The following is a 24,347-nucleotide window of genomic DNA, read 5'->3' as shown; positions in this document are numbered from 1 at the left end:
TAGTTAAGAAAGGAGCCGGGCGCTTTGCCCAGACTCCTTTTTAACTACTTCAAAAAAACAAATAGTCTCAAAAAACTATCAAATTACTAATAACCAAGATTTTGAGGAAAACTTTTATTTTGGTTTAAGTCCAATACCGTTTGCGGGATTGGTCTTAAAATTTTAAGCTGACCGTCTATACCAACAAAATTGGCCGCTTTAATTTTATAATTATGAGCAGAAGCTCTTGCAACTAAAGTTCCGGTACGTTTTAAGTCAAACCATCTTTTGTATTCGCCTAATAATTCTCTTCCTCTTTCATCTAAAATATAATCGATGTTGAATTCTCCAAGTGTTGCATTTGCTACACCGGCTCTTCTTCTAACTTCGTTTAAACGATCTAAACCAGTTGAAGGCACGCCAGCTTTTAAATACGCTTCGGCAGCAATTAAATAAGTTTCACCTAACCTTGATACGATAATATCTCTTGTACTAACAGGTCCCGTGCTAGAAGGTGTAGTTGGATCCGGATCGTCAAATTTCTTAACCGGAATAGTATAACAGTCTAAATTTTTAATTAAAGTATGTGCTGCAGAATATTCTCCCCAAGGATGATACACAAACGTTGCTGCTTTTCTAGAAGCATTTGCTGTTTCCCAAGTTAATCTGTCTGCTGGAGTAAACCATTTTGGCTCGTAAAAGTGTCTTACTTTTAATGAAGCCGGGTTTGAACTTCTATAATATGGATAATACAAAATAGTTTTTGTAACTCCATTTGTTGTCTCAGGTCCTTCAACAATTTCTGTCATAAAAGTAGCATCCCATCTTTTATCTCCTTTTTCATATAAACCTAAAGCATAATCTGTAGGACATAAATTGTAACTTCTTAACGGAGCTCCAGTTTCAGCTCCTCCTAAGTATGAACTAAAATAGTAAAACTGATTGTTTCCTAATTTCGTTGGATCTGTACTTGTTGAAGCTTTGTCATATTGCACAGAAAAAATCGTTTCGGCATTTAAATCGTTTCCAGGTTTAAATAACTGGTCAAAAGCAATTGCTAAAGTCTGTCCTGCAATCGCAGCATCAGCATAAGCGGCGGCTTTAGAAAAATCATCGGCTTTGCCAAAACTTTCATATCCTTTCGTTAAGTACACTTTTGCTAATAAATCATTAACGGCTCTTTTGTTTACTTTTCCTGCTGTACTATACGCTGCAGTTCCAACATTAGCTAAAGCGAAATCTAAATCGCTGATAATTTGTGTGTATACTTCTTCGGCTGTATTTCTTGTGAAAGATAAAACCGGTGTTATAATGTGTTCATTTACAACAGGAACACCTCCATAAGTCTGCACTAACAAAAAGTAAGCTTGTGCTCTTAAATATCTGGCTTCACCTACCTGTGCATTTAAAATTGAAGTCTGATCCGTTATAGTTGAATAGTAAATAGTTTTATTTACCGACTGAATTAACTGATAACATGGTGTATACAAATCGGCCACATTATCTGATGAAGGTATTAAAAGTGTATACTGACTTAAACCTGCAGGTTCCGGTGATCTTCCCTCTGCGTACATATCTGTTCCAGCTTCAAAAAGCCACGGATTTCCTCCATAAATGCTTTTTAGCCATGCATAGTTTGTATTTACTAATAACTGAAATCCAGATGCAGTTTTATACGTTGCATCAGCAGGTACAAACGAACGGCTGTCTTCTTCAATATAATCACTGCATGAACTTACCGATACAGCAATTATTCCTAACATTATTATTATTTTTTTCATTTGATATCTTTATTAAAATTTAACACTTAATCCCAATTGCGTAGTTACAGATGCCGGACGGTTTACACCAAAAGGCGAACCTGCCCATTCCGGATCGTATCCATCAAAATCTGTAAATACAAATGGGTCTAAAACATTCACATAAACTCTTAAATTACTGATTTTTAATTTTTTCAATAATTCAGAATCCAATGTGTATCCTAAAGATATATTTTTGATTTTCACATAAGAAGCATCTCTGTAATACCCAAATAAAGAAGTCCAATAAGCTCCTGCCCCTGTTGCTACAGGTCCTGGTCTTGGGTTTGTATTGTTAGCATTTGCCTCAATTCCTGTACCATTAGTTGGAATAAAATAATCCATTGCTAATTTCTGACGCCCTCTATCGCTTACATCGGCAAAGTTTTGGTGAAAAGTACTCAAAACAGTCTGCCCCTGACTAGTGATAACTGAGAAATTAAAATCAAACTGACCAACAGTTAATTTTGAATATAAACTTCCCTGCCACTCTGGATTTGGATTACCAATTACCGTTCTGTCATCCTGATTAAATTTACCATCTCCGTTTAAGTCTTTTGGTCTTGCCTGTCCCGGAGCCATTCCGTAAGATGCTGCCTGAGCCGCTTCGCTTTCCTGCCAAACTCCATCATACACATAATTGTAATTAGGGTTTAACGGCGCACCAAGAATCAGTTTATTACCAATATCACTTACTTTATCCTGATTGTAAATTGATTCTAATTTATTTACGTTTTTAGTAAATGTAAAAGTCGTTTCCCAATTTACTTTTTCAGTTTTAATATTTTTTGTAGTCAATAAAACTTCAACTCCTTTATTGCTTACAGAACCCACATTCGCAAATGTATTTTTCCATCCTGATTCTGCAGGTAACTGTTGTTTGTAAATTAAATCATCTGATAATCTGTCGTAAACATCTACACTACCTGAAATTCTGTTTTTTAAGAATCCAAAATCAAGACCTAAGTTGTATTCTCTTGTTTTTTCCCAAGTTAAATCCGGATTAGCTAAGTTTTCTGACTGCCATCCTGAAACAACATTTGCACCTGCAGCATAAAAAGTCTGCTGGTTTAATAATGCCTGAGAAGTGTAAGGTGCCACATTATCATTTCCTGTGTAACCTAAACTGGCACGCAGTTTTAAATCTGAAACTACTGAACTATTTGCTAAGAAAGATTCTTTGCTGATTTTCCATCCTAATGCTACAGAAGGGAAACTCTGCCATTTATTTCCTTGAGATAAAACAGAAGAACCATCCCATCTTGTAGAAGCTGTAACTAAATATTTGTCCTTAAATGCATAGTTTAAACGAACTGCATAAGAGTTTAAAGTATTTTTTGCAAAAGAAGATTTTACTACATAACTCGTTTGCACACCAGATCCCATATTGTCTGATCCTACATCAAAAGGCTGATTGTTAGAATACAAAGAAGAAAATTCATCTTCATTCGAGTACAAACTCTGTAATAATAACAAACTAAAATCGTGTACATCATTAAAAGTATGTTTTAAATCAATTTGGTTATCCCAGGTATAATTAAAGTTGTTTGAATTTTCAAGAGTTGCAGAATTTTTTCCGTTTAGTGTTACACCAGCGTTTGTTTGCGCTGTGTAAGCCTTTGAACCTTTTGTATCCATGATTCCCGCTGAAAATGTTGTTTTGAACGAAAGCCATTTTAAAGCTTGGTACTGGAAAAATGCATTACCAACTGTCTGCCATGTTTTTTCTGTTTGAGAAGAGTTGGCAATCTCCATTAAAGGATTAACAGTTGATGTTTTATTAATAGCCCATGAACCATCAGGATAAGTTAACTTACCCGGAAGAAAAAACTGCGTTCCAACCAGCTCATTACCTTGTGCATCAACCGCCCAAGGAGACATTAAAGGACTTAGTCTAAAAGCATCCTGCATTGCTAAATCACTACCTAATTGATTGTCTAATCTTGCAATTGTAACATTTACTCCAGTCGTAAACTTATCATTAATTTTATGGTTTAATCCTAATTTGAAAGAATATTTATCTGTTGAATCATTATCGATAAGACCTCTGTCGCTTTGAATACCAAAACCTAAGTTATAACTCATACCTGAATCTGAACGGCCCGAAATGTTTAAGTAGTTATTTTCAGTCATTCCTGATTTCAGTACTGCATCATACCAGTCAAAATTATAACCGTTGTTTGCACGAGATACTAATAATGGACTTTGGTTTCCTGCTAAGGCTGCTAATTGTGCAGGAGTTTGAGTTGAAGGCGTAGCACTCATATAAGCAACCTGATGAAATTTCCACCACTCTTCTCCTGACATCATTTTTGGTAATCTTGCCGCAGATTTATTTCCGTACGAAGTATCAAAAGTTACGCTGATACCTGCTTTTGCGCTCGTACCGCTTTTTGTAGTTACAATGATAACTCCATTTGATCCTCTGGACCCATAAATTGCCGCTGAAGATGCATCTTTTAAAACATCCATTCTGGCAATATCCTGCGGATTCAAGAAATCAATTCCATCCATAGGAACACCATCTACAACATATAATGGCGAAGAACCTACCATGCTTGGATTACTTGAATCAGCAATTAAAGAGTTATTTCCTCTAATTACAACTTTAAATCCATCACCTGCACGCCCAGAAGAAGATGAAATCTGAACTCCCGGTGTACTTCCCTGAATAGCTTCTAAAGCATTAGTTGTGTTTCTTTCTGTAATTGTTGCAGCATTGATTGTACTGACAGATCCTGTAAGGTCTGTTTTCTTTACAGAACCGTATCCCACAACAACAACTTCATTTAAAGAATTCGATTGTTCTGCAAGGCTTACGTTTATTTTAGTTTTTCCGGCAACGCTTACTTCCTGCGTTTGAAAACCTAAATAGCTGATAATTAAAACAGCTTTGTTACTGGTTACATTTATTTTAAAACTTCCCTCAAAATCTGTAGAAGTTCCGTTTTTGGTTCCTTTTTCCTGGATATTTACACCTGGCAGTGATAATCCGGCGGCATCAGTGATTTTCCCTTCTATTGTGGCAGATTGAGCACTCACTGTATGGCTCACCAGGAAATTCAGGAAAAATAAAAATACTAGATTGTATTTTATTTTTTTCTTTAATTGTTTTTTAATGTTCATAATTTTGTTAAGTGGTTTTTTGGTTAATAGTTATTAGTGTTTAGTCATTCTACTTTTTTTTCATTTATGTAGGTATTTATAAAATTGATATTCTTTACATTTTTCAATAAATAGATGGAGTCTACTTTTTGGATTTTTACATTTTTAAGCGTAATATTTTCTACAGGTGATTCTTTGTAACCTTCAGCCCAAACGCTGTATTTGCCTCCATTTTTTACGTTTACATTTTCAAGATTTATGTTTCTGATTACTGGTATAAAGTTTCCCGTTTGTGACCCGTAAACATTATAAAACATATTCAGTTTCAACACACATTCTTTTACCGTTCCTACTTCAAGGTTTCTTACATATACATCTTCGATGATTCCGCCTCTTTTTGAATTGGTTTTAATTCTAATGGCACGATCCAGATTCGGACTGTCCATTACACAGTTTTCTACAAAAACATTATTTACTCCCGCAGATATTTCGCTTCCAATAACAACACCGCCATGACCATCAATCATTTTACAGTTTTGTACTATAATATTTTTACTCGGAATCGCAACTCTTCTTCCATCAGCATCGCGTCCCGCTTTTATAGCAATACAATCATCTCCGGTATTGAATGTGCAGTTTTTTATTACAATGTTTTGAGAATATTCAGGATCGCAGCCGTCATTATTTGGTCCGTGGCTGTTTACTGTTACTCCGTCAATAACCATATTGTTGGTTTTTATAGGATGCAAAATCCAAAAAGGAGAATTGATAACCGTAATATCTTTTACCAAAACCGTATTACATTCAAAAAACTCAATAAAATTAGGACGCAGATATCTTCCGTCTCCAAAAATTCTTTGTTCAACCGGAATTCCTTTTTCGGCCATATCAACCAGAACTTCTCTGTTTGCCGGATCATTTTGAGATGGAATTCCTTTTTTCCAGCCGTATCCTTTTCCTCCAGACCAAATCCACCAGTTTGTACTGTCTGCCTGACCATTTAAAGTGCCTTTTCCGGTTATGGCCACATTGGTTTTATTCTTAGCATAAATAAGCGGTGAATAATTCATCAATTCCGTTCCTTCCCAAGAAGTATGAACGATTGGATAATCTTTTGGATTTAAGCTGAACAAAATTTCAGCATTATCTTCTAAATGCAGGTTTACATTATTTTCTAAATGAATGGCTCCTGTTAAGTATTTCCCATTCGGAACCAAAACTTTTCCCCCTCCATTTTCAGTGCAGTTTTGAATTGCTTTTTCGAATGCAGCAGTGTTTAAAGTTTTGCCATCTGCAACAGCCCCATAATCATCAATATTGTACGTTTTATTTTGAAAATTAGTTTTTGGCAGGTTTTTTATGGTTAATTCCATTCTTTTCCAAGGATCAGATTCTGAAACGGCAGTAATTTTTTTTGAGCATGATGTAGTCAAAATGACTGTTATACTAAAAAAAACAACTGATTTAAACGCTATAACCTTATCTATAATCATTTGGGTGGAATTTATAATTTAACAAGGCGAAAACATCAACAATTATGTAATCGATTACACGAAATTAGAAAATATGTTCCAACGAACCAAATTTATTTAGAAATAAATTGTATTTTTAATTTTTATTAAGAATTATAATTACATTTAATGCAAAAAATATTATAATTTATTATCATTGTAGAATATAAAACGTTGTAGTAAATTGATATGGTAATCGATAACATTACGCATTAGATTATTAAAAAAAACGTATTTTTGTCATAGAATTTAACTTGTAAAACCCTTTTTAATGAGCGAAAAAGTAACCATTTATGATATTGCCGAAAAATTAAATATCACTGCAGCTACTGTTTCCAGAGCGTTGAATAACAACCCGAAAATAAAAGAAAGCACTCGTGAGTTGGTTATTAAAACTGCCGCCTCAATGAACTATAAGCAGAATAAACTTGCTTTAGCATTAAAAAGCGGCCGAAGTAATAATATTGGAGTGATTGTACCGCGTATCGACAGCAACTTTTTTGCTTCGGTTATTCGTGGCATTGAAGAAGAATTACAGCCTCACGGTTATCAGGTAATTATCTGCCAGACTCATGAAAGCAAACAAAGAGAAAACGAAAACCTATATACTTTAATTGATGCTCAGGTTGATGGCATTTTGATGTCGGTTACAGATGTAACCAGCGAAAATGATGATGCCTTTAATAATGTATTAAAAAAGAATGTTCCGTTGATCTTTTTTGACAGAAGCAAACATATTGACGGCGTAAGCTCTGTAACTATTAATGACTTTCGAGGCGGTTATTTAACCACCAAACATTTAATTAATGAAGGATGCAGATATATTGCGCATTTTTCCGGAGATCAGTCTCTGGAAATTTTTAAAAACAGGTTTTTAGGCTACAAACAAGCTCTTTTAGATCACGGAATTGATTTTAATGAAGAATATGTCGTACCAGTTAAAAGTATGGTCGATGCCGGAAAAGAAGCGGTTGACAAACTTTTGCAGCTAGAAATACCGCCTGACGCAATATTTTCGTCAAGTGACTTTGCCGCTTTAGGAGCTATTCAGGAATTAAAGGAAAGAAATATCAGTATTCCTAATGAGTTTTGTGTTGCCGGTTTTAGTAACGAGCCTTTTACCAAATTTATGGAATTATCGATTACTTCTGTAGATCAGTCACCACTTGAAATGGGAAAAATGGCAGCGCGCGTTTTCCTAGAACAAGTCGATAAAACAGATACTATTAAAATAGAAAAAAAGGTGGTTTTGGCCCCGGAATTACATATCCGTAAATCGTCTTCGAGAACCAACTTTTAATATATTTACCATATAAAAAATAAGCTCATTTAATAATGAGCTTATTTTTTTTTCATTAAGAGATATTAAGCAAATAAAGTATTGTGCTTAATAAAACCTAATAACTTAATGTTTTTTTTATCTATCTTTTTACCATTTTCTCTTTAGTAGCTTAATACTATATAATAAAAAAAAGACGCACTTCTGTGCGTCTCTCTTGGATATATTTGTTAAATCTCTTATTATAAAGAAACTCCTCTTTTCCAGGGAATGAAATCATTTTGATTTAAAAGTGCTGCTTTGGTTTTAATTGTTCCACTTGCAACATCAATAATAAACTCTAACATTTCATCTGCCATTTCATCAATTGATTTTTCACCAGTGATAATTCCTCCAGTGTCAATATCAATAATATCCGACATTTTATTTGCTAATTGCGTATTTGATGAAATTTTCACAACCGGAGCAATTGGATTTCCTGTCGGAGTTCCTAAACCTGTTGTAAACAATACCATATTAGCACCAGAACCAACCATTGCTGTTGTACATTCAACGTCGTTTCCTGGCGTACAAAGTAATGTTAAACCTGGCTTAGAAATATATTCACCGTAATCAAATACTCCTGTAATTGGCGAAGTTCCACCTTTTTTAGCAGCTCCTGCCGATTTCATTGCATCGGTAATCAAACCGTCTTTAATGTTACCCGGAGACGGATTCATATCAAATCCTGAACCAGCATCAACAACTGTTTTTTCATACCACTGCATTAAGTCTAAGAAACGTTTTCCGCTTTCGTCTTCAACACATCTGTTTACTAATTCCTGCTCAACACCGCATAATTCAGGAAATTCAGAAAGGATTGTAGTACCGCCTAAAGCAGCCAATAAATCTGAAGTTACTCCTAAAGTAGGGTTTGCAGAAATTCCAGAGAATCCGTCTGATCCACCACATTCTAAACCAATTCTTAATTTAGATAATGGAGCTGGTTCTCTTTTTATTTCATTTGCTTTTTTAATCGCTTCAAAAGTATCTTTTACAACACTGCTCAACATCGTTTCGATCGTTCCAATAGCCTGCTGATCGTAGATCAAAACTGGCTTTTTACTGTCTGGATTAATCGCATCTAAAGCATCTTTGAAAATCTGAATTTGTAGATTCTGACATCCTAAACTCAAAACTGTAGCTCCGGCAACGTTTGGATTGTTTACATAACCCGCTAATAATTTAGCCAGACTATGAGAATCTTGACGAATTCCGCCGCAACCACCTTGATGCGTGATGAATTTTACCTGAATATTGTTGAATAAATTAGCATCATTTGAAGCCGCTTCATTTCCTGCTCCTCCTGTTTCTGACTTTACCAAAGAACGTAACAATAACTGATAATCATTTTCTTTTGGTTTCATCAATTCTTTCTCAAAAATATCTTTTAAGATTTCGATGTTTCTGTTTTCACAAAATACCAACGGAAAAAACAACCAAACATTTTCAGTTCCCACTTGTCCGTCTTCTCTATGATAGCCCTGCCAAGTTCTGTCTTTCCATTTGTCAATATTTGGAGCATTCCAGCCAATCGTTTCTGTTTTACCAGTAACTTTATCGCTTTCGTGTTTTACATTTGCAGTAGAAAGCAAACCTCCTCTTTCAATTCTTGCACTTGCTTTACCTACTAAAACTCCGTACATAATGATTCTGTCTCCTACATTAAAAGGAACCATTGCAATCTTATGTTTCATTTTTACATCAGACTCAACTACAACTGATTCTCCCTCAAAATCAATTACTTCGCCTGCTGTAAGATTCACCAAAGCAACCGCAACATTATCGGTTGGGTGAACTTTTATTAATTTTTTCTGCGTTGCCATAATTAATGCTTGTTCTTTGTTTTTTTTATCTTTTTTCTATTTTATTCTTTCTTGAAACTTGGCAAAACCAACTTCAATACCATTTGCATCAATTTCTTCAAGAGCAATTGTAATCGCTTTTGTTAATGAAGGAATTTCAGTTAAATCTTCATCCCAGAAGCTTTTATTCTGCAAAGTAAGTCTTGCTATTTTTTCATAATCATCAGATTTCCATAAACCATCAAAGAATGAAACAATATCTTCACCATCTTTAACCGGCAAACTTTGACCATTCCAAGTTCCTTTGTAGAAACGAATTAAACTTGCTAATGAAAAAGTCAAATTAACAGGCAATTTTTTGTTAGCCTTATAATATCCTAATAAACTAGGTAAAACTCTTACTTTGAATTTCGATACAGAATTTAAGGCAATATCGGCAAGTGCATGTTTGATAAATGGATTTTTAAATCGGTCCATTACTTCCTCAGAATAGGCCGTAATTTCATTTTTGTCCATATCAAGAGTTTCACTAATTTCACCAATAACGCTATTTACAAATTTTCCGGTAAAATCTCCGTTAACAGTTTCCATTACTAATTTATTACCATGCAAAAGTGAAAAAGGAACCATTGCCGTATGCGCACCGTTTAAAATACGAACTTTAATCATTTTAAAAGGACGTATATCATCAACGATTTTTACATTCAAATCTGTTTTGTGAAAAGGCAATTTTGCTTTTAGATCCTCTCCACCTTCAATAGCCCAAAGGAAAAAAGGTTCTGCCGCAACAATTAAATTGTCCTCATAATCTAATTTATTATTGTATTCTTCAATTTCAGCTCTTGGATATCCAGGAACAATTCTGTCAACCAAAGTACTATGATACGTACAAGCATCTGATACCCAAGTTTTAAATGCATCTTCTAATTTCCATAGATCAACATATTGTAAAATATATTTTTTAAGGGTCTCAGAGTTATAATCAATTAATTCACAAGGAATTATTGTAACTCCTTTAGCAGCATCTCCATTAAAATGCTTAAATCTTTCATATAATAAAACCGTCAATTTTGCAGGAAATGACACTGGTGGCTGCATGTCTGGAGTATCACTTTCAATAAATTCAATTCCAGCTTCTGTAGTATTAGAAACAATAAACTGAAGTTCTTCTTCTTTGGCTAAAGCCAAATAATTTGCAAATTCAGTATATGGGTTTATAGTTTTTACAATGTTATTAATTAAGACAATATCTTGTATCTTTTCACCTTTTTTAATTCCGTTCATAAACAAGGTATAAAGACCGTCCTGATCATTAATCATATTTACCATACCGTCTTTCAAAGGCTGAATTACTGCAATACCGGCATTAAAATCAACTTCTTTATTTAGTTTATCAAAAGCATAATCAACAAAGGCTCTTAAAAAGTTACCTTCTCCAAACTGAACTACCTTAATTGGCTGTAACTTTTCTAATCCTGTATTTATTCTATTTAATTTTTTCATTTTAAACTTTCTTTAATGCGTTATAAATAACCATTTATAAACCTTATCTCTTCATTTATGCCTTTTAAATTGTAAAAGAAACATTACACCCGATTGAATAAAACAAAGCTGGCTGTGAGGAATGGCTGGCTGAATTTTTCAAGCGTAATGCTCTATTACAATCTCTAAAAATCTAAAAAAAACTTATAAAATAAGGAGTTGGCATGATTACCCCTTAATCTATTTTCTTATATTTTTTATGATGTCAAGAACCTCGCTGACTCTTGCACTTAAACCATCAAAGTCTTTATTTTCTAATATGTCTTTTGATATCAATTGCGAACCTAAACCAACACAGGTTGCTCCTGCATTTAACCATGAGCTCAAACTTTCAACAGTTGGATAAACTCCACCAGTAGGCATAATGTTTGTCCACGGGCAAGGTCCTTTTATGGCTTTAATAAATTCCGGACCATACGTATCGGCTGGAAATAATTTTACAATTTCACATCCTAATTCTTCTGCTCTGGCAATTTCACTAAGCGTGCCGCATCCTGGTGACCATAACACTTTTCTGCGATTGCAGGCAATTGCGATATCTTCTCTAAATACAGGAGTTACAATAAAATTTGCACCTAAACTCATATACAATGAGGCCGAAGCTGCATCTGTGATAGAACCAACTCCTAAAATCATACCCGGAAGTTCTGCTAAAGCGTATTTATTTAAAGCTCCAAAAACTTCATGTGCAAAATCGCCTCGGCTTGTAAATTCCATCAATCTTGAACCTCCGTCGTAACAAGCTTTTAAAACTTTCTTGCTTAATTCAATATCCGAATGAAAAAACAACGGCACCATTCCGTTATCTTTCATTGTCTGCGCAACCTCTATTCTTGAATATTTTGCCATATCTATAATTAATTATCTTGATACTAATGCAGAACCATCACCATCAATCATATTTTCAACTTCTTTTAAAGTAACCAGATTGTAATCGCCTGCAATAGTATGTTTTAAACAACAAGCTGCAACGGCAAAATCTAAAGCTCTCTGGTTATTATTTTGATATTCTAACAGTCCGTAAATTAATCCTCCCATAAAGGCGTCTCCGCTTCCTACTCTGTCTACAACAGGAGTTACTTCTTTTACTGCTGCCTGATAAATTGCTTTCCCGTCAAACAAAACACCGCCAATTCTCTGGTGAGATGCACTTACGGAATAACGAAGTGTCGTTGCTGCCACTTTTAAATTAGGAATTAATTGAAATAATTTTTCATATAAAACCGGAAGTGATTTTTCATCCTGATAATTCGGATTCACTTTTGGAATTCCTAACATAAAATAGGCTGTATCAATATCACCTAAAATAACATTGCTGTATTGCAGCATTTCCGGCATAACCTCACTTGGCGTTTTACCATACTGCCATAATTTTGATCTGTAATTTAAGTCGCATGAAATTTTAATCCCAAGCTTATGAGCCACTTTAATAGCTTCTAAACAAGCTTCTGCAGCACTTTGAGAAATAGCCGGCGTAATACCGCTCCAATGAAACCATTCAGCACCTGCTAAAACTTTTTCCCAGTCTACCATGCCTTTTTCAATAGTTGCCATGGCACTGTGCGCACGATCGTAAACAACATTACTGCCGCGTGTTCCGGCTCCGGTTTCCAGAAAATAGATTCCTAAACGATCTCCTCCATAAACAATGTTTTTAGATTCAACGTTCATTTTTCGCATTTCTTTCAATGCCGATAAACCTATTTCGTTTTGAGGCAATCTTGTAACAAATTCAGCATTTACACCGTAATTCGCCAAGGAAACACATACATTGAATTCACCGCCTCCGTATGTAGCACCAAATGCTGTAGACTGCGAAAAACGTAAATGTCTTTCTGTCGATAAACGAAGCATGATTTCTCCAAATGCAACTACTCTACTCATTATTTATTTATTTTTTTGCCACAGATTTCAAAGATTATAAGGATTAAGAAAACTTAGCGGGCCTTGCGTAAATCTTTGCTCCCGATAGCTATCGGGATTGCGGTTAATTTATTATTTAAAACTTAAAATATTCTTTAGCATTGTTGTATGAAATATCAGAAACTAATTTTCCGATCCATTCCATATCATTTGGCAATTCACCACGTTTGATTTCGTCTCCTAAAAGATTACATAAAATACGTCTGAAATATTCGTGTCTTGGGAATGATAAGAAACTTCTAGAATCTGTCAGCATTCCAACAAAACAGCTGATTAATCCCATATTTGAAAGCGCATTTAACTGCTTTGTCATTCCGTCTTTTTGATCTAAAAACCACCATCCAGAACCAAATTGTACTTTTCCGCGAACACTTCCGTCGTTGAAGTTCCCAATCATAGTAGCCATAACTTCGTTATCAGCCGGATTTAAGTTATAGATAATTGTTTTTGTCAATTTGTCTTTGCTGTCTAAAGCATTTAAAAAGCTTGACAATTTTTGAGCCTGAGGATAATCTCCAATAGAATCCCATCCTGTATCAGGACCTAAAATTCTGTGCATACGAGCATTATTATTACGCAATGCACCTAAGTGAAATTGCTGCACCCATCCAAATTCATGATATGTTTCAGATAGGAATACTAAAACAGCACTTTGGAATTTTAAAGCTTCTTCTGGCGTTATGATTCTGTTTTCTCTTTTCTTTTTGAAGATTGAACTGATTTCAGATTCTGTAAATTCTTCAAAATAAATTTGATCTAAACCGTGATCACTTAATTTACATCCGTTTGCATTAAAGAATTCAATTCTGTTTCTTAATGCCGTTTGTAAATCAGCAAAAGTATTAATTGCAACTCCGGACACATCCCCTAATGTGTCCAGATATGCATTATAACCATCATTAGCAATTAAGATGGCTTTATCAGGTCTGAAAGCCGTACTCATTTTAATTCCAACCGAATTGTTCGCGAATTTCTGATGAAACTCTAATGAATCAATTGGATCTTCTGTAGTACAAACTAATTCAGCTTTTACTTTTTTAAGAAGATTCTGCGTGCTGTACGCCTGAGAATTAATTTTCTCAGTAGTTTCGATATAAATTTTCTCAGCCGATTTTTCATTCAAAAGATCATAAATATCAAAATAACGAGCTAATTCTAAATGCGTCCAGTGATACAAAGGATTACGCATTGTGTACGGAACTGTTTTTGCCCAGTTTAAGAATTTATCTTTATCTGAACCGTTTCCTGTAACAAACTGCTCATTAATTCCTAATGTACGCATTGCGCGCCATTTGTAATGATCGCCGTTGATCCATACATTCGTAATGTTATCAAAAATCTTATCCTCTGCAATAAACTGCGGATTTAAGTGATTATGGTAATCAATAATTGGCTGGTTTTTAGAGTAATTATGATATAACTCTTCAGCGTATTTATTTTCTAATAAAAAATTGTCGTGTATGAATGTATTTGCGCTCATGTCTTTTTAAATATAATTTGAGAATTATTCTTCGTTTGAAGGTTTTCCAATTGTAGCTAAGATTCCGCCGTCAACATATAAAATGTGTCCGTTTACAAAATCACTCGCTTTGGATGATAAAAATATTGCAGCTCCGGCTAAATCACTTGGATCTCCCCATTTTGCAGCAGGAGTTCTGCTTATGATAAAATCGTTAAACGGATGTCCGTCAACTCTAATAGGTTTTGTTTGTTCTGTAGCAAAATATCCCGGACCAATTCCGTTGATCTGAACATTGTATTTTGCCCATTCTGTTGCCATATTTTTCGTCAGCATTTTTAAACCGCCTTTTGCAGCTGCGTAAGCCGAAACTGTATTACGGCCTAACTCGCTCATCATAGAGCAAATGTTGATTATTTTTCCTTGTCTTCTATCAATCATTCCTTTGGCAACATGTTTAGAAACAATAAACGGACTTACTAAATCAATATCAATAACTTCTCTAAAATCTTCAACTTCCATTTCAAGCAGCGGAATTCTTTTAATAATTCCCGCATTGTTGATCAAGATATCGATTGCTCCTACTTCACTTTCAATTTTCGCAACAGCTGCCTTTACTTCCTGCTCTTCGGTTACATTAAATTTGTAACCTACAGCATTAATTCCTTCAGCTTTAAGCGCTGCAACAGCATCGTCAATTTTTTGCTGAGAAGAATTTCCATTCACCACAATTGTGGCTCCCGCCTGACCTAATCCTTTTGCCATTGCCATTCCCAATCCGTGTGTACTTCCTGTGATTAAGGCAACTTTTCCTTTTATATCAAATAAATTTGTCATGTTTCTTATCTTAAGTCTGTGATTTTACAAACATCCATATCTCCGTAATCTAAGTTTTCACCAGCCATTCCCCAGATAAAAGTATAGTTGCTGGTTCCTGAACCTGAGTGAATTGACCAAGGCGGAGAAATTACTGCCTGATGATTGTTCATCCAGATATGTCTTGTTTCCTGAGGCTGTCCCATAAAGTGACAAACTGCTTGGTTTTCTGGAATATCTAAATAAAAATAAACTTCCATTCTGCGATCGTGTACGTGTGCAGGCATGGTATTCCAAACACTTCCAGGTTTTAATTCTGTCATTCCCATTTGCAATTGGCAGGTTGTAACCACACTTCCAATAATCATTTGGTTTACTGTACGGTGATTAGCTGTTTCCATTGTGCCCAACTGTAATTTATTCGCTTCAGCTAAACTTACTTTTTTAGTTGGGTAAGTAGTATGAGCTGGTGCAGAGTTTAAATAAAATTTAGCTGGATTACTGCTGTCAGCACTTTTAAAAATTACTTCTTTATTACCGCTTCCAATGTATAGTGCATCTTTAAATCCTAATTCATAAGTTGTTCCTTCAACCACAACAGAACCGCTTCCTCCTACATTGATAATTCCTAATTCTCTTCTTTCTAAAAAATAAGGTGCTTTAAGCGGATCGATTGTTTCCAAAACCAAATCACCTTTTACAGGAACCGCAGAACCAGCAATATATCTGTCGTAATGAGAATAAACCAACACAACTTCATCTTCCTGCATTAAATCATCAATTAAGAATTCTTCTCTTAACTGTTGTGTGTCATATTTTTTAACTGCTTCTGGGCTTGACGCGTATCTTGAACTATATTTTGTCATAATTTTTATTTTAATGTAATCGATTGCACAAAATTAATTTTTTATATTCAAATAGCATAATTGAAATGAAAAAATTATGCTATTTAGACAAATTATCTTTTACAAATTCGTAATTGGGCTGTATTTAGGAACAAGAGATTTCATTACAATCCATCCTGTTAAATAACAAACAGCACAAATTGAAAAAATTATAAAGTATCCTGCTTCAATTCCTTTAAATCCCATAAAAACCATTTCAGTTTCTTTAGCATGATCAAACAATAATCCTGATCCTTTGTTAATTAAAGTTGACCCTACTCCTCCTGCTAAACCTCCAATTCCAGTTATAGTTGCAATAGCCTTTTTAGGAAACATATCTCCTACTGTAGTAAATATATTGGCTGACCAGGACTGGTGTGCCGCTCCTGCAATCCCGATGATAATTACCGGAATCCAATAACTAATATACCCTAAAGGCTGCGCAATTAAGGCTAACAATGGAAAGAAAGCAAAAATTAACATGGCTCTCATTCTTCCTTCATATGGATTCATTCCTTTCTTTTCAACAAAGTACGTTGGAAGCCATCCGCCAATAATTGACAATAATGTAATCATGTATAAAACAAACAATGGTAAAGCCGCTTCTGTAGAATCCATTCCGTAAACAGAGCTTAAATAAGCCGGAGTCCAGAATAAGAAAAACCACCAAACGCCGTCTGTCATAAATTTACCAAAGGCAAAAGCCCATGTTTGTTTGTATTTAAAGCATTCAACAAAAGAAACTTTTGAAGTTGTTTCCGGCACATAACCTTCTAATTTGCTGTCTGCAATATCATCCTGCTGAATATAAGCTAATTCCTCTGCACTTACTCTTGGGTGTCTTTCTGGTTTATCGTACATGAAAACCCAGAATCCCATCCAGATAAAACCTAAAGCTCCAATGATAATGAAAGACATTTCCCATCCAAATGATTTGGCAATAAACGGAATTGTAATTGGAGCTGCCAATGCACCCACTGTGGCACCAGCGTTAAATATACTTGTAGAAAATGCTCTGTCTTTTTTAGGGAAATATTCTGCTGTAGTTTTGATTGCTGCAGGAAAGTTTCCAGCCTCACCAACTGCCAAAACAAAACGAGCAAAAATAAACAAAGCCACACTTACGTTAATTACAAGTGCCGTATCGTTTATTGTACTTATAATTTCTTTTGAACCATGAAATCCTACCAGCCATTCTCCAGTAATAATTCCTGAAGTGGCAATACCGCAGAATGCATGCAAACAAGCTCCCACAGACCAAATTCCAATTGCCCAAAGAAATCCTTTTTTAGTATCAAGCCAGTCTACAAATCTTCCGGCGAATAGTAAAGAAACTGCATAAAAGATAGAGAATAAAGCCGTTATATTTCCATAATCGTTATTTGTCCAATGAAATTCCGGCGCAATAAAATCACTCCAAGTTAAAGAAAGAACTTGTCTGTCTAAATAATTAATGGTTGTTGCAAAAAAAAGCAGAGCGCATATACTCCAACGATATTTTCCTGCAGATTTGACGTTTTTATTTACTGTAACAGCATCGGTTTGACTCATGGTAACGGGTTATTATAGTTAGATATTTTTTTTTGGAAAATCTCCTGCACATTACGCATTATTTAAAAACATTAAAATCAATATTTTAATTTTATAAAACCGTAATAATGTAATCGATTGCACAAATATAGTTTTTAATCTTTATATTCCAAATAAATTATATATAAAATTATTTTATCTATTAAATTTAATATATTGCGTAAAAAAAAGAACACAAAATTACACATTAAACAATATATATGTTAAAAGGATATAGGCGAAATTTATCCGCTTTTAGGGGTAAAATTGTCCTGAAACAAGATAGTATTTAAAGAGTTTTATCTTATCTTGCCGTTTTTAAAACAAAAGTTACAAACAACCAATAAACTACTGTAATACAACTAATTATAATAAAAATTGAAAAACACAAAAAGCCTTTATTTATTGACTGTCCTGCTTTTTTCGGGAATAGTATTTCACTCGAATGCACAAAATCAGGCTGTTCCACTTTGGAATAAAATTCCTGACGAAATCAAATCAACTGAATATAAAGAGAAAGAATCCATAAAAGATGGAAAGGTGCAAAGTACCAGTTTAGTTACAATACCCACTTTAACAGCGTTTTTTCCGGCTGTAACAAAACCAAATCAAACGGCAGTTATTATTCTTCCGGGTGGAGGCTACCAGCATTTGGCCATTGATAAAGAAGGAACAAAAGCAGCGCAATGGCTGAACAGTCTAGGGATTCCGGCATTTGTATTGAAATACAGACTTCCGAGTGATTTAATTATGAAGAATAAAAATGTAGGCCCGCTTCAGGATGCGCAGGAAGCGATACGTTATGTAAGACAAAATGCAGCAAAATGGAATATTGATCCCAGCAAAATCGGTATTATGGGATTTTCTGCCGGAGGACATTTAGCCTCTACAGCATCAACACATTATGATGATAAAGTTTATGAATCGGCATATAGAGTAAGTGCCCGCCCTGATTTTTCTCTTTTAATATATCCGGTTATTTCAATGGAAAATCAAACAACACATAAAGGATCTCAAACTAGTTTATTAGGAAATAATCCATCTCAGGATTTAATAGATTCATTTTCAAACGAGAAGAAAGTTACAGCCCAGACACCGCCCGCTTTTTTAATTCACGCTACAGATGATACCGTTGTACTGCCGGAAAACAGTATAAACTATTATTTAGCCCTCAAAAAAAATGGAGTTGCAGCGGAGTTACATTTATATGAAAAAGGAGGACACGGTTTTGGTTTAGGTGTAAAAGACACTAGTAAATTCTGGACCAGAGATTGTGAAGAATGGCTGAAAACAAACGGTTATAACTAAAAAAAGAAAAGGCAAAACCTGGGTAAGTTTTGCCTTTGATCAAAAAAAAAACAAAAAAAGAAATTAAAAACCAATTTTAATTTTTCCTTAAGCAGTAACTTCTTGTTCTGCATTATTTTTTTTAGGAACCGGAACTGCTTTTGCCGCCACTTTAGGTTTTGCTGCCGGTTTCTTTTTACCAAATTTCTGTTTTCCCCACCAAATAATAAATCCCGTAATGGGTAAGGTTGCAGAGATTAAACTGGCAAAAAAAGCGATAAATTTTCCAGTAAGTCCCAGTACGCTTCCTACGTGAATATCATAATTCATTCTGCGGATTTTGTCTGGTATATTTGCCTCAATATATTTTCCTGAAAAAGGCGTTTTAATTGAGATTTCTTTTAAACTCTGCTGATCAAAATTATACCTGTCCATATTATAGTAGGTATTTTTTTGTTTGTAAACGAAAGCTCCAATAGGATCTGCCGGTTTAGATGGAATAGAAATTAAAATTCCCGAAGCCTGCGGATTTTCTTTTTGCATTTTAAGCAATACTTTGTCGGCGGTAGTAATATTAAAAGTCTTAATATTTGTTGTATCAGATTTAGGCGATTCGCGGTTTTCAACTAAAGGTTTTCCTCCAGATGTAACCCAGTATAACGATTTACTCCACCAGCCAAAACTCCAAACCAAACCGGTAACGGCAATAAAGAAAAGAAAAATACAGCTGTAAAAACCCAGTACATTATGAAAATCATAATTAACACGTTTAAAGCTCGCATCCCACTTAATTTTAAAACTCTTATCGATTATTGATTTTATCCATTTGGTTGGCCACCAAAGCACAATACCTGAAATTAAAAGCACAACAAAGATTAAAATTGCAACACCTACAATAGGTCTTCCAATATCATAAGGAAGCCACAAAGCGCGGTGTCCGTTTAATATCCATCTGAAAAAATCCGGCGAATCTCCTCTTGAAAAAGATTTTACACTTAATATTTCTCCTGTATACGGATTCATATAAATGCTCGTAAAAACACCGCTTCTTCTCTTTCTTGGTTTTTCTTCCTTATCTTTACCTTTATCTTTCCCCTGAGGTTTTAATTCAGTTTTTCCTTTTTCGCTTTCATTTTTAGCGGTTTCTTTTTTACGATTTCCTTCTCCTCTTTTATGTTCTCTTCCACCTTTTTCTTTATCTTCTTTTTTTTCAATAAAGTAACCCACAATTGCAGCTTCGTCTTTAGATCCAAAAGTTACACTTGTGGCATGATTGCCTTTCATGGTTTTATCAGCAATTGTAACTAACTGCGAGGGTAATAAAAAAGCTTTTTCCTGAGGCTCTACAAAACGCCAGTCTTCGATAAAATCTTTTATTTCATGCTCAAAAACATAAATACAGCCCGTAAGGCTGACAATAACTACAATGATTCCAGATGCTAAGCCAAGCCATAAATGCAGCCAGGCCATAACACGCTTGAAAAGCGATTTTTTACTTTTTTTCTTATTATTGGGTTTTGGTTTTGACGAAGAAAACATAATTGGATAGATAAATAGGATAAATAAAAAAACCGCAAGTCCTCATTAAAATAAGGACTTACGGCAAAAAAATATTAGTATTTTAGTTTCTGAATTGCAGTAATCTGACCTCCTTCAACTTTCATACCTTGTGCAGCAACAGCAGTTGTACCGTTGATAGAGTAAATCCAGTTTCCATCAGGTGTATTTACACCAAGAACAGCTGAATTTCCATCTTCTGTTGTAATATTATAACGAGTAGTAGCATTTGACAATACAGAAGGCATACCAGTAACCCATTTAAAAGTTTGGTTGTATACATCAGCTACAGCTAACTTAACAGTTCCAGAATTAGTTCCAGCAGTTCCGTACATTAACAATAAGAACTTACCATTTGAGATATAACTTGTTGAAGAAATTTTATAACCTCCTGATTTTTCCTGAACATTAAAGAAATAAGATTTGTCAAATTCTGTGGTTCCTTTAGCAATTTTAACTACAGCCGAAGGTTTTGTAGAAGTAACTACACCATTAGCTGTTCCAATAGCTCCGGAAAATCCGTAGGCATCTCCTTTTTCATCCTGAAACAATCCATTAGTAAAATAAGCTCCTAAGTAACTTGTACGATTATCTTTAATTACTTTTTCTAATTTTAAATCTGGATAACTATATACAGCTACCCAAGTACTATCAGCATGTCTTGTTCCAAAAGTATCTGGAGCAATACCATTAATTTTCATGTAAGGCATAAATACTTTATCTCCTACCTGAGTTGCCCAAGTAAAATGCGCTCTTTCTGCTAAATCTGGATTTTTATTTCCAATTAAAAGCCTGGTATCTTGTTGTACTGTTCCTGTAAGTACAGATTGTTCTGCATCAACTTTATACATATAAGAAATTGAAGCGCCGCTTCTAGGTACTTTTACCATTAAAATATCTTTGTTAACTGGTGCAAAAACCTGGACTGTCTCAGCTTGGAAATTTGAAGTCTTAGTTAAAACTCCATTCGTAGTCAAACCATATGTAGTAACAGCTCCTGGATTTCCCTGACCGTAAAGGAAACTAAAAAATTTATTTTGCGTTGATAAATAATAACGATAAGTACCGTCTTGTTCTAACCCATTTCCTGCTGTGGTAATTGATCCTTTTGAAACGTCATCGGCAGTTAATAAATAATCCGCGACTCCTGTTGCTCCTGTAGAAACGGTAACTATATATTTTGATTTTCCTGTTTCTCCACTAGCTCCTTCATTTTGCTCATCGTTACTCTCACATGAAGCAAAAGTGAAAGCAAATGCTGCTAACAGTAAAGGTAATTTGGTAATTGTTTTCATAAGTATTAAAATTTATATTAAAATTATTTATTCGACTTGTTAAAGAAGTATCTAAATTTTAGATAAAAAGCACGACTAGGTTTTTGAAGTGAAAAATTATCTACAAGTTCATTATCCAGTAAGTTTTGACATTCTAAAGCGACGTTGTATTTTCCATTAGCCATAGTGTAAACCAAGTTTAAATCATGCTTAAGCTGTGTAGGAATATCGTGCTTACCACTCGTACCCCCTCTACTTGGCCAGTACAAATAATAGGCATGTACATAAAGAAGATTATAACCTACAGATAAATTATTTCCTTTTTTAAATACATCGTTAAAAAAAACTGTTGCATCTAGATTACTAAACAAATAAGGGATATTGGGTACCCTGTCTTTATAGTAATAGGAAACATAATTTTGCTCTGGTTCATATTTGGTCATATTGCGTATATCTTGGTAAGTCATATTAATACCAGATGTAAATCGCTTTTTGTAAGAGTATCGAATCTCTCCATCAATACCTTTTGTTCTAACACTTCCTTGATTAACAGTTACAGTTTTGTTCTGATTATTATTAAATTCAGTACGAATAAAATCAGCAGCATCACGATAGATACCATTTACATCAAATGTTAACGCATTAACGTCACTAAAACTAGTTTGATAACTAAAACCTAAATTAATATTGTTACTTGATTCTGGTTTTAAATTATTATTTCCTTGTAAATTATCATTGGGATCACCAAAAATTTCATTCGATGTAGGTAATCTATAGGTTTTTTCATAAGAAGCCTTAAGCTGTACATTTTGCTTTAAATAATAGCTGCTTGCTCCTCCGTAACCCAAAGAAGATGACTTATCATTTAACTCCATATAGGCAACATCTCCCCAGTTTCCAGAAGGATTATAACTTCTAGTTAGAGTAGTCTTTAAAGTATAATTTTTCACAAATAATGAGGTGCTCCATTTTTGATTGTAGTCAAATTTGTAGCCAGCTGCCAAAATATTCTTTTGCAGCTTTTCAGGCTGCTGGTAAGTTACAGACTCAGGATAAAGTTCATCACTTCCTTTACGGTCAAATGTGTTAAATGTATTGTTTATTAATAACGAATGACGTTCGCCAATAGCATAGTTCGCATTGAAAGTGGCTATTCCATTATTGTTTTTAAATTTATACAGGGATCTACCAGCTTCTCCACCTGGACCTGCATTTTGTGTATATTGCCCAAACCAATTGTATCGTCTATTTACGGTATCTACAGTTTGCTCATAACCAAAATTAAAATTTCCAGTTACATCTACATTCAACCCTTTTGTAAACAAATCTTTTACTTGATATTTTAAAGTAGGCATCAAAGTATTTCCTCGTCTATATCTTTCGCCAAATACTGCTACCATTCTGGCTCCAGTTTGAATATCGGCCTTATTTTGTCCGGCTGTAAAACCAATCATTAATTTATCGGCATATTTTTTACCCGTAATTCCAATATTAAAAATTACTGTTTCATTATGGTAATTATCATGAAATCTTCGTACTCGTGTTTCTGGATAATATTTACCGGTTTCCAAATCATTAGTTTCAACATTTACCCAATAATTATTATCAGAATAATTTTGAAATGCATTTATCTCTGTGGTAAAACCACTTTTTGAAGTATAGCCTGCGTTTATGGCTGTTTTAAACGTGTTAAATGATCCAAAGGAATAAGAAGCATCCACATAAGTTCGAGGTTTGCTATTTGTTACGATATTAACAGCTCCTCCCAAAGCGTCTCCACCCAGCCAAATAGGCACAACACCTTTATAAACCTCTACACGATCAGCCAGGTTAATTGGAATATTATTGATTTGAAAAGACGACCCAAAATTATCCATTGGTACACCGTCAATAAAAATTTTAATTTGGTTCCCAGAAAACCCATTAATCGATAATTCTGATCGCGATCCTACACCTCCAGCTTCACGAAAACGTACCCCGGATACCCTATCTAAGGCATGTGCCAGATCTAAAGTGGAATTATGCAGTTTTTTTGCATCAACTGCCGTTACGTTATAAGCTTGTTTATTGACCTTGTCAACTGTCGAACGCCCAATTACGGATACGTTTTCTAATTCCTGCAATTCATTATCTAACTGAATTCGAATGTTTACATTACTTCCTGATACTTCTATTTGTTTTCTACGGCCTGCAAATCCAATTGCAGAAATTTTTAAAGTATACTTTCCAGGCTTAACATTCTTAAAAACAAACTTCCCATCTTCATCCGAAATCACGCTCAAGTCAGTTTTTTCTACAATAACTGTTGCAAAAGGAATGGTTTGACCAGATTTTTCAACAACCTGTCCAGACAATGTGAAGCCTTGATTTTGCTGCGCTTTTGCAAAGAACGAAAAGCAGAAAAATAAAATAAAAAATAAAATTTTATGAGTTGACATATCTTTAATTAGACTAATTATAAATAACTTTGGCGCAAAAGTACTCTCAACTGCTTTAAAAAAGTTAGGGAAAAACGGATT

General features: G+C 34.5%; 16 protein-coding genes. 2 read left to right on the top strand and 14 right to left on the bottom strand.

What is annotated here, in order from left to right; translation table 11 throughout:
- Positions 1-86: 86 nt before the first annotated feature.
- From L1276_RS18810 to L1276_RS18800, 3 genes are read right to left on the bottom strand one after another with little or no spacing between them, the layout of a single operon-like run.
- A complete protein-coding gene (locus L1276_RS18810; RefSeq protein WP_253790548.1) occupies positions 87-1,760 on the bottom strand; it encodes a RagB/SusD family nutrient uptake outer membrane protein in 1,674 nt (557 codons plus the stop codon).
- Between the two features lie 12 nt (positions 1,761-1,772).
- Complete coding sequence (locus L1276_RS18805) at positions 1,773-4,904, bottom strand: TonB-dependent receptor (RefSeq protein ID WP_253790546.1); 3,132 nt, start codon at positions 4,902-4,904, stop codon at positions 1,773-1,775.
- Between the two features lie 44 nt (positions 4,905-4,948).
- On the bottom strand, positions 4,949-6,376 hold the full coding sequence (locus L1276_RS18800; protein ID WP_253790544.1) for a glycoside hydrolase family 28 protein: 1,428 nt from the start codon (positions 6,374-6,376) through the stop codon (positions 4,949-4,951).
- 289 nt (positions 6,377-6,665) lie between these two features.
- Between L1276_RS18800 and L1276_RS18795 the strand changes: the two genes are divergently transcribed.
- Positions 6,666-7,694 (top strand): LacI family DNA-binding transcriptional regulator, encoded by a 1,029-nt coding sequence (locus L1276_RS18795; protein ID WP_253790542.1) that lies wholly within the window; start codon positions 6,666-6,668, stop codon positions 7,692-7,694.
- Between the two features lie 221 nt (positions 7,695-7,915).
- Here L1276_RS18795 and L1276_RS18790 read toward each other — a convergent pair whose 3' ends face one another.
- From L1276_RS18790 to L1276_RS18755, 8 genes are all read right to left on the bottom strand, one after another.
- Positions 7,916-9,538, bottom strand: coding sequence for a UxaA family hydrolase (locus tag L1276_RS18790; RefSeq protein ID WP_253790540.1), 1,623 nt, complete (start codon positions 9,536-9,538; stop codon positions 7,916-7,918).
- A 36-nt stretch (positions 9,539-9,574) separates the two neighbouring features.
- Positions 9,575-11,020 carry a tagaturonate reductase gene (locus tag L1276_RS18785; protein ID WP_253790538.1) on the bottom strand — a complete coding sequence of 482 codons (1,446 nt, stop codon included), beginning with the start codon at positions 11,018-11,020 and terminating at the stop codon, positions 9,575-9,577.
- Positions 11,021-11,239: 219 nt separating this feature from the next.
- A complete protein-coding gene (locus L1276_RS18780) occupies positions 11,240-11,908 on the bottom strand; it encodes a bifunctional 4-hydroxy-2-oxoglutarate aldolase/2-dehydro-3-deoxy-phosphogluconate aldolase (RefSeq protein WP_253790536.1) in 669 nt (222 codons plus the stop codon).
- Between the two features lie 12 nt (positions 11,909-11,920).
- Positions 11,921-12,943: a sugar kinase gene (locus tag L1276_RS18775; RefSeq protein ID WP_253790534.1), complete on the bottom strand. Its 1,023-nt coding sequence runs from the start codon at positions 12,941-12,943 to the stop codon at positions 11,921-11,923.
- Between the two features lie 115 nt (positions 12,944-13,058).
- Positions 13,059-14,462: a glucuronate isomerase gene (gene uxaC, locus L1276_RS18770; RefSeq protein ID WP_253790532.1), complete on the bottom strand. Its 1,404-nt coding sequence runs from the start codon at positions 14,460-14,462 to the stop codon at positions 13,059-13,061.
- 24 nt (positions 14,463-14,486) lie between these two features.
- Positions 14,487-15,278 carry a gluconate 5-dehydrogenase gene (locus tag L1276_RS18765; RefSeq protein WP_253790530.1) on the bottom strand — a complete coding sequence of 264 codons (792 nt, stop codon included), beginning with the start codon at positions 15,276-15,278 and terminating at the stop codon, positions 14,487-14,489.
- Positions 15,279-15,283: 5 nt separating this feature from the next.
- Complete coding sequence (kduI, locus tag L1276_RS18760; RefSeq protein WP_253790528.1) at positions 15,284-16,123, bottom strand: 5-dehydro-4-deoxy-D-glucuronate isomerase; 840 nt, start codon at positions 16,121-16,123, stop codon at positions 15,284-15,286.
- A 99-nt stretch (positions 16,124-16,222) separates the two neighbouring features.
- Entirely contained in the window at positions 16,223-17,692 is a 1,470-nt protein-coding gene (locus L1276_RS18755) for an MFS transporter (protein WP_253790526.1), read from the bottom strand.
- Between the two features lie 396 nt (positions 17,693-18,088).
- Here L1276_RS18755 and L1276_RS18750 point away from each other — a divergent pair, with 396 nt between their 5' ends.
- Positions 18,089-19,018, top strand: coding sequence for an alpha/beta hydrolase (locus L1276_RS18750; RefSeq protein WP_253790524.1), 930 nt, complete (start codon positions 18,089-18,091; stop codon positions 19,016-19,018).
- An 87-nt stretch (positions 19,019-19,105) separates the two neighbouring features.
- On the opposite strand, the gene L1276_RS18745 is transcribed toward L1276_RS18750, so the two are convergent.
- The 3 genes from L1276_RS18745 to L1276_RS18735 all read right to left on the bottom strand — a co-directional run bounded on the left by L1276_RS18745 (position 19,106) and on the right by L1276_RS18735 (position 24,266).
- Positions 19,106-20,536, bottom strand: coding sequence for a PepSY domain-containing protein (locus L1276_RS18745; RefSeq protein WP_253790522.1), 1,431 nt, complete (start codon positions 20,534-20,536; stop codon positions 19,106-19,108).
- Between the two features lie 74 nt (positions 20,537-20,610).
- Positions 20,611-21,849 (bottom strand): DUF4374 domain-containing protein, encoded by a 1,239-nt coding sequence (locus tag L1276_RS18740; RefSeq protein WP_253790520.1) that lies wholly within the window; start codon positions 21,847-21,849, stop codon positions 20,611-20,613.
- A gap of 23 nt (positions 21,850-21,872) precedes the next feature.
- Positions 21,873-24,266: a TonB-dependent receptor gene (locus L1276_RS18735; protein WP_253790518.1), complete on the bottom strand. Its 2,394-nt coding sequence runs from the start codon at positions 24,264-24,266 to the stop codon at positions 21,873-21,875.
- Between the last annotated feature and the right edge of the window lie 81 nt (positions 24,267-24,347).

It is taken from the genome of Flavobacterium sp. HSC-32F16, from assembly GCF_024171645.1.
In the GTDB taxonomy this organism is placed as follows: domain Bacteria; phylum Bacteroidota; class Bacteroidia; order Flavobacteriales; family Flavobacteriaceae; genus Flavobacterium.
This window is presented reverse-complemented; position numbering and strand designations above follow the sequence as displayed.

What these genes read in the sequence shown, in the direction of transcription:
- L1276_RS18810 (WP_253790548.1), bottom strand. Translation starts at nt 1,760, where the DNA reads ATGAAAAAAATAATAATAATGTTAGGAATAATTGCTGTATCGGTAAGT.
- L1276_RS18805 (WP_253790546.1), bottom strand. Translation starts at nt 4,904, where the DNA reads ATGAACATTAAAAAACAATTAAAGAAAAAAATAAAATACAATCTAGTA.
- L1276_RS18800 (WP_253790544.1), bottom strand. Translation starts at nt 6,376, where the DNA reads ATGATTATAGATAAGGTTATAGCGTTTAAATCAGTTGTTTTTTTTAGT.
- L1276_RS18795 (WP_253790542.1), top strand. Translation starts at nt 6,666, where the DNA reads ATGAGCGAAAAAGTAACCATTTATGATATTGCCGAAAAATTAAATATC.
- L1276_RS18790 (WP_253790540.1), bottom strand. Translation starts at nt 9,538, where the DNA reads ATGGCAACGCAGAAAAAATTAATAAAAGTTCACCCAACCGATAATGTT.
- L1276_RS18785 (WP_253790538.1), bottom strand. Translation starts at nt 11,020, where the DNA reads ATGAAAAAATTAAATAGAATAAATACAGGATTAGAAAAGTTACAGCCA.
- L1276_RS18780 (WP_253790536.1), bottom strand. Translation starts at nt 11,908, where the DNA reads ATGGCAAAATATTCAAGAATAGAGGTTGCGCAGACAATGAAAGATAAC.
- L1276_RS18775 (WP_253790534.1), bottom strand. Translation starts at nt 12,943, where the DNA reads ATGAGTAGAGTAGTTGCATTTGGAGAAATCATGCTTCGTTTATCGACA.
- uxaC (WP_253790532.1), bottom strand. Translation starts at nt 14,462, where the DNA reads ATGAGCGCAAATACATTCATACACGACAATTTTTTATTAGAAAATAAA.
- L1276_RS18765 (WP_253790530.1), bottom strand. Translation starts at nt 15,278, where the DNA reads ATGACAAATTTATTTGATATAAAAGGAAAAGTTGCCTTAATCACAGGA.
- kduI (WP_253790528.1), bottom strand. Translation starts at nt 16,123, where the DNA reads ATGACAAAATATAGTTCAAGATACGCGTCAAGCCCAGAAGCAGTTAAA.
- L1276_RS18755 (WP_253790526.1), bottom strand. Translation starts at nt 17,692, where the DNA reads ATGAGTCAAACCGATGCTGTTACAGTAAATAAAAACGTCAAATCTGCA.
- L1276_RS18745 (WP_253790522.1), bottom strand. Translation starts at nt 20,536, where the DNA reads ATGTTTTCTTCGTCAAAACCAAAACCCAATAATAAGAAAAAAAGTAAA.
- L1276_RS18740 (WP_253790520.1), bottom strand. Translation starts at nt 21,849, where the DNA reads ATGAAAACAATTACCAAATTACCTTTACTGTTAGCAGCATTTGCTTTC.
- L1276_RS18735 (WP_253790518.1), bottom strand. Translation starts at nt 24,266, where the DNA reads ATGTCAACTCATAAAATTTTATTTTTTATTTTATTTTTCTGCTTTTCG.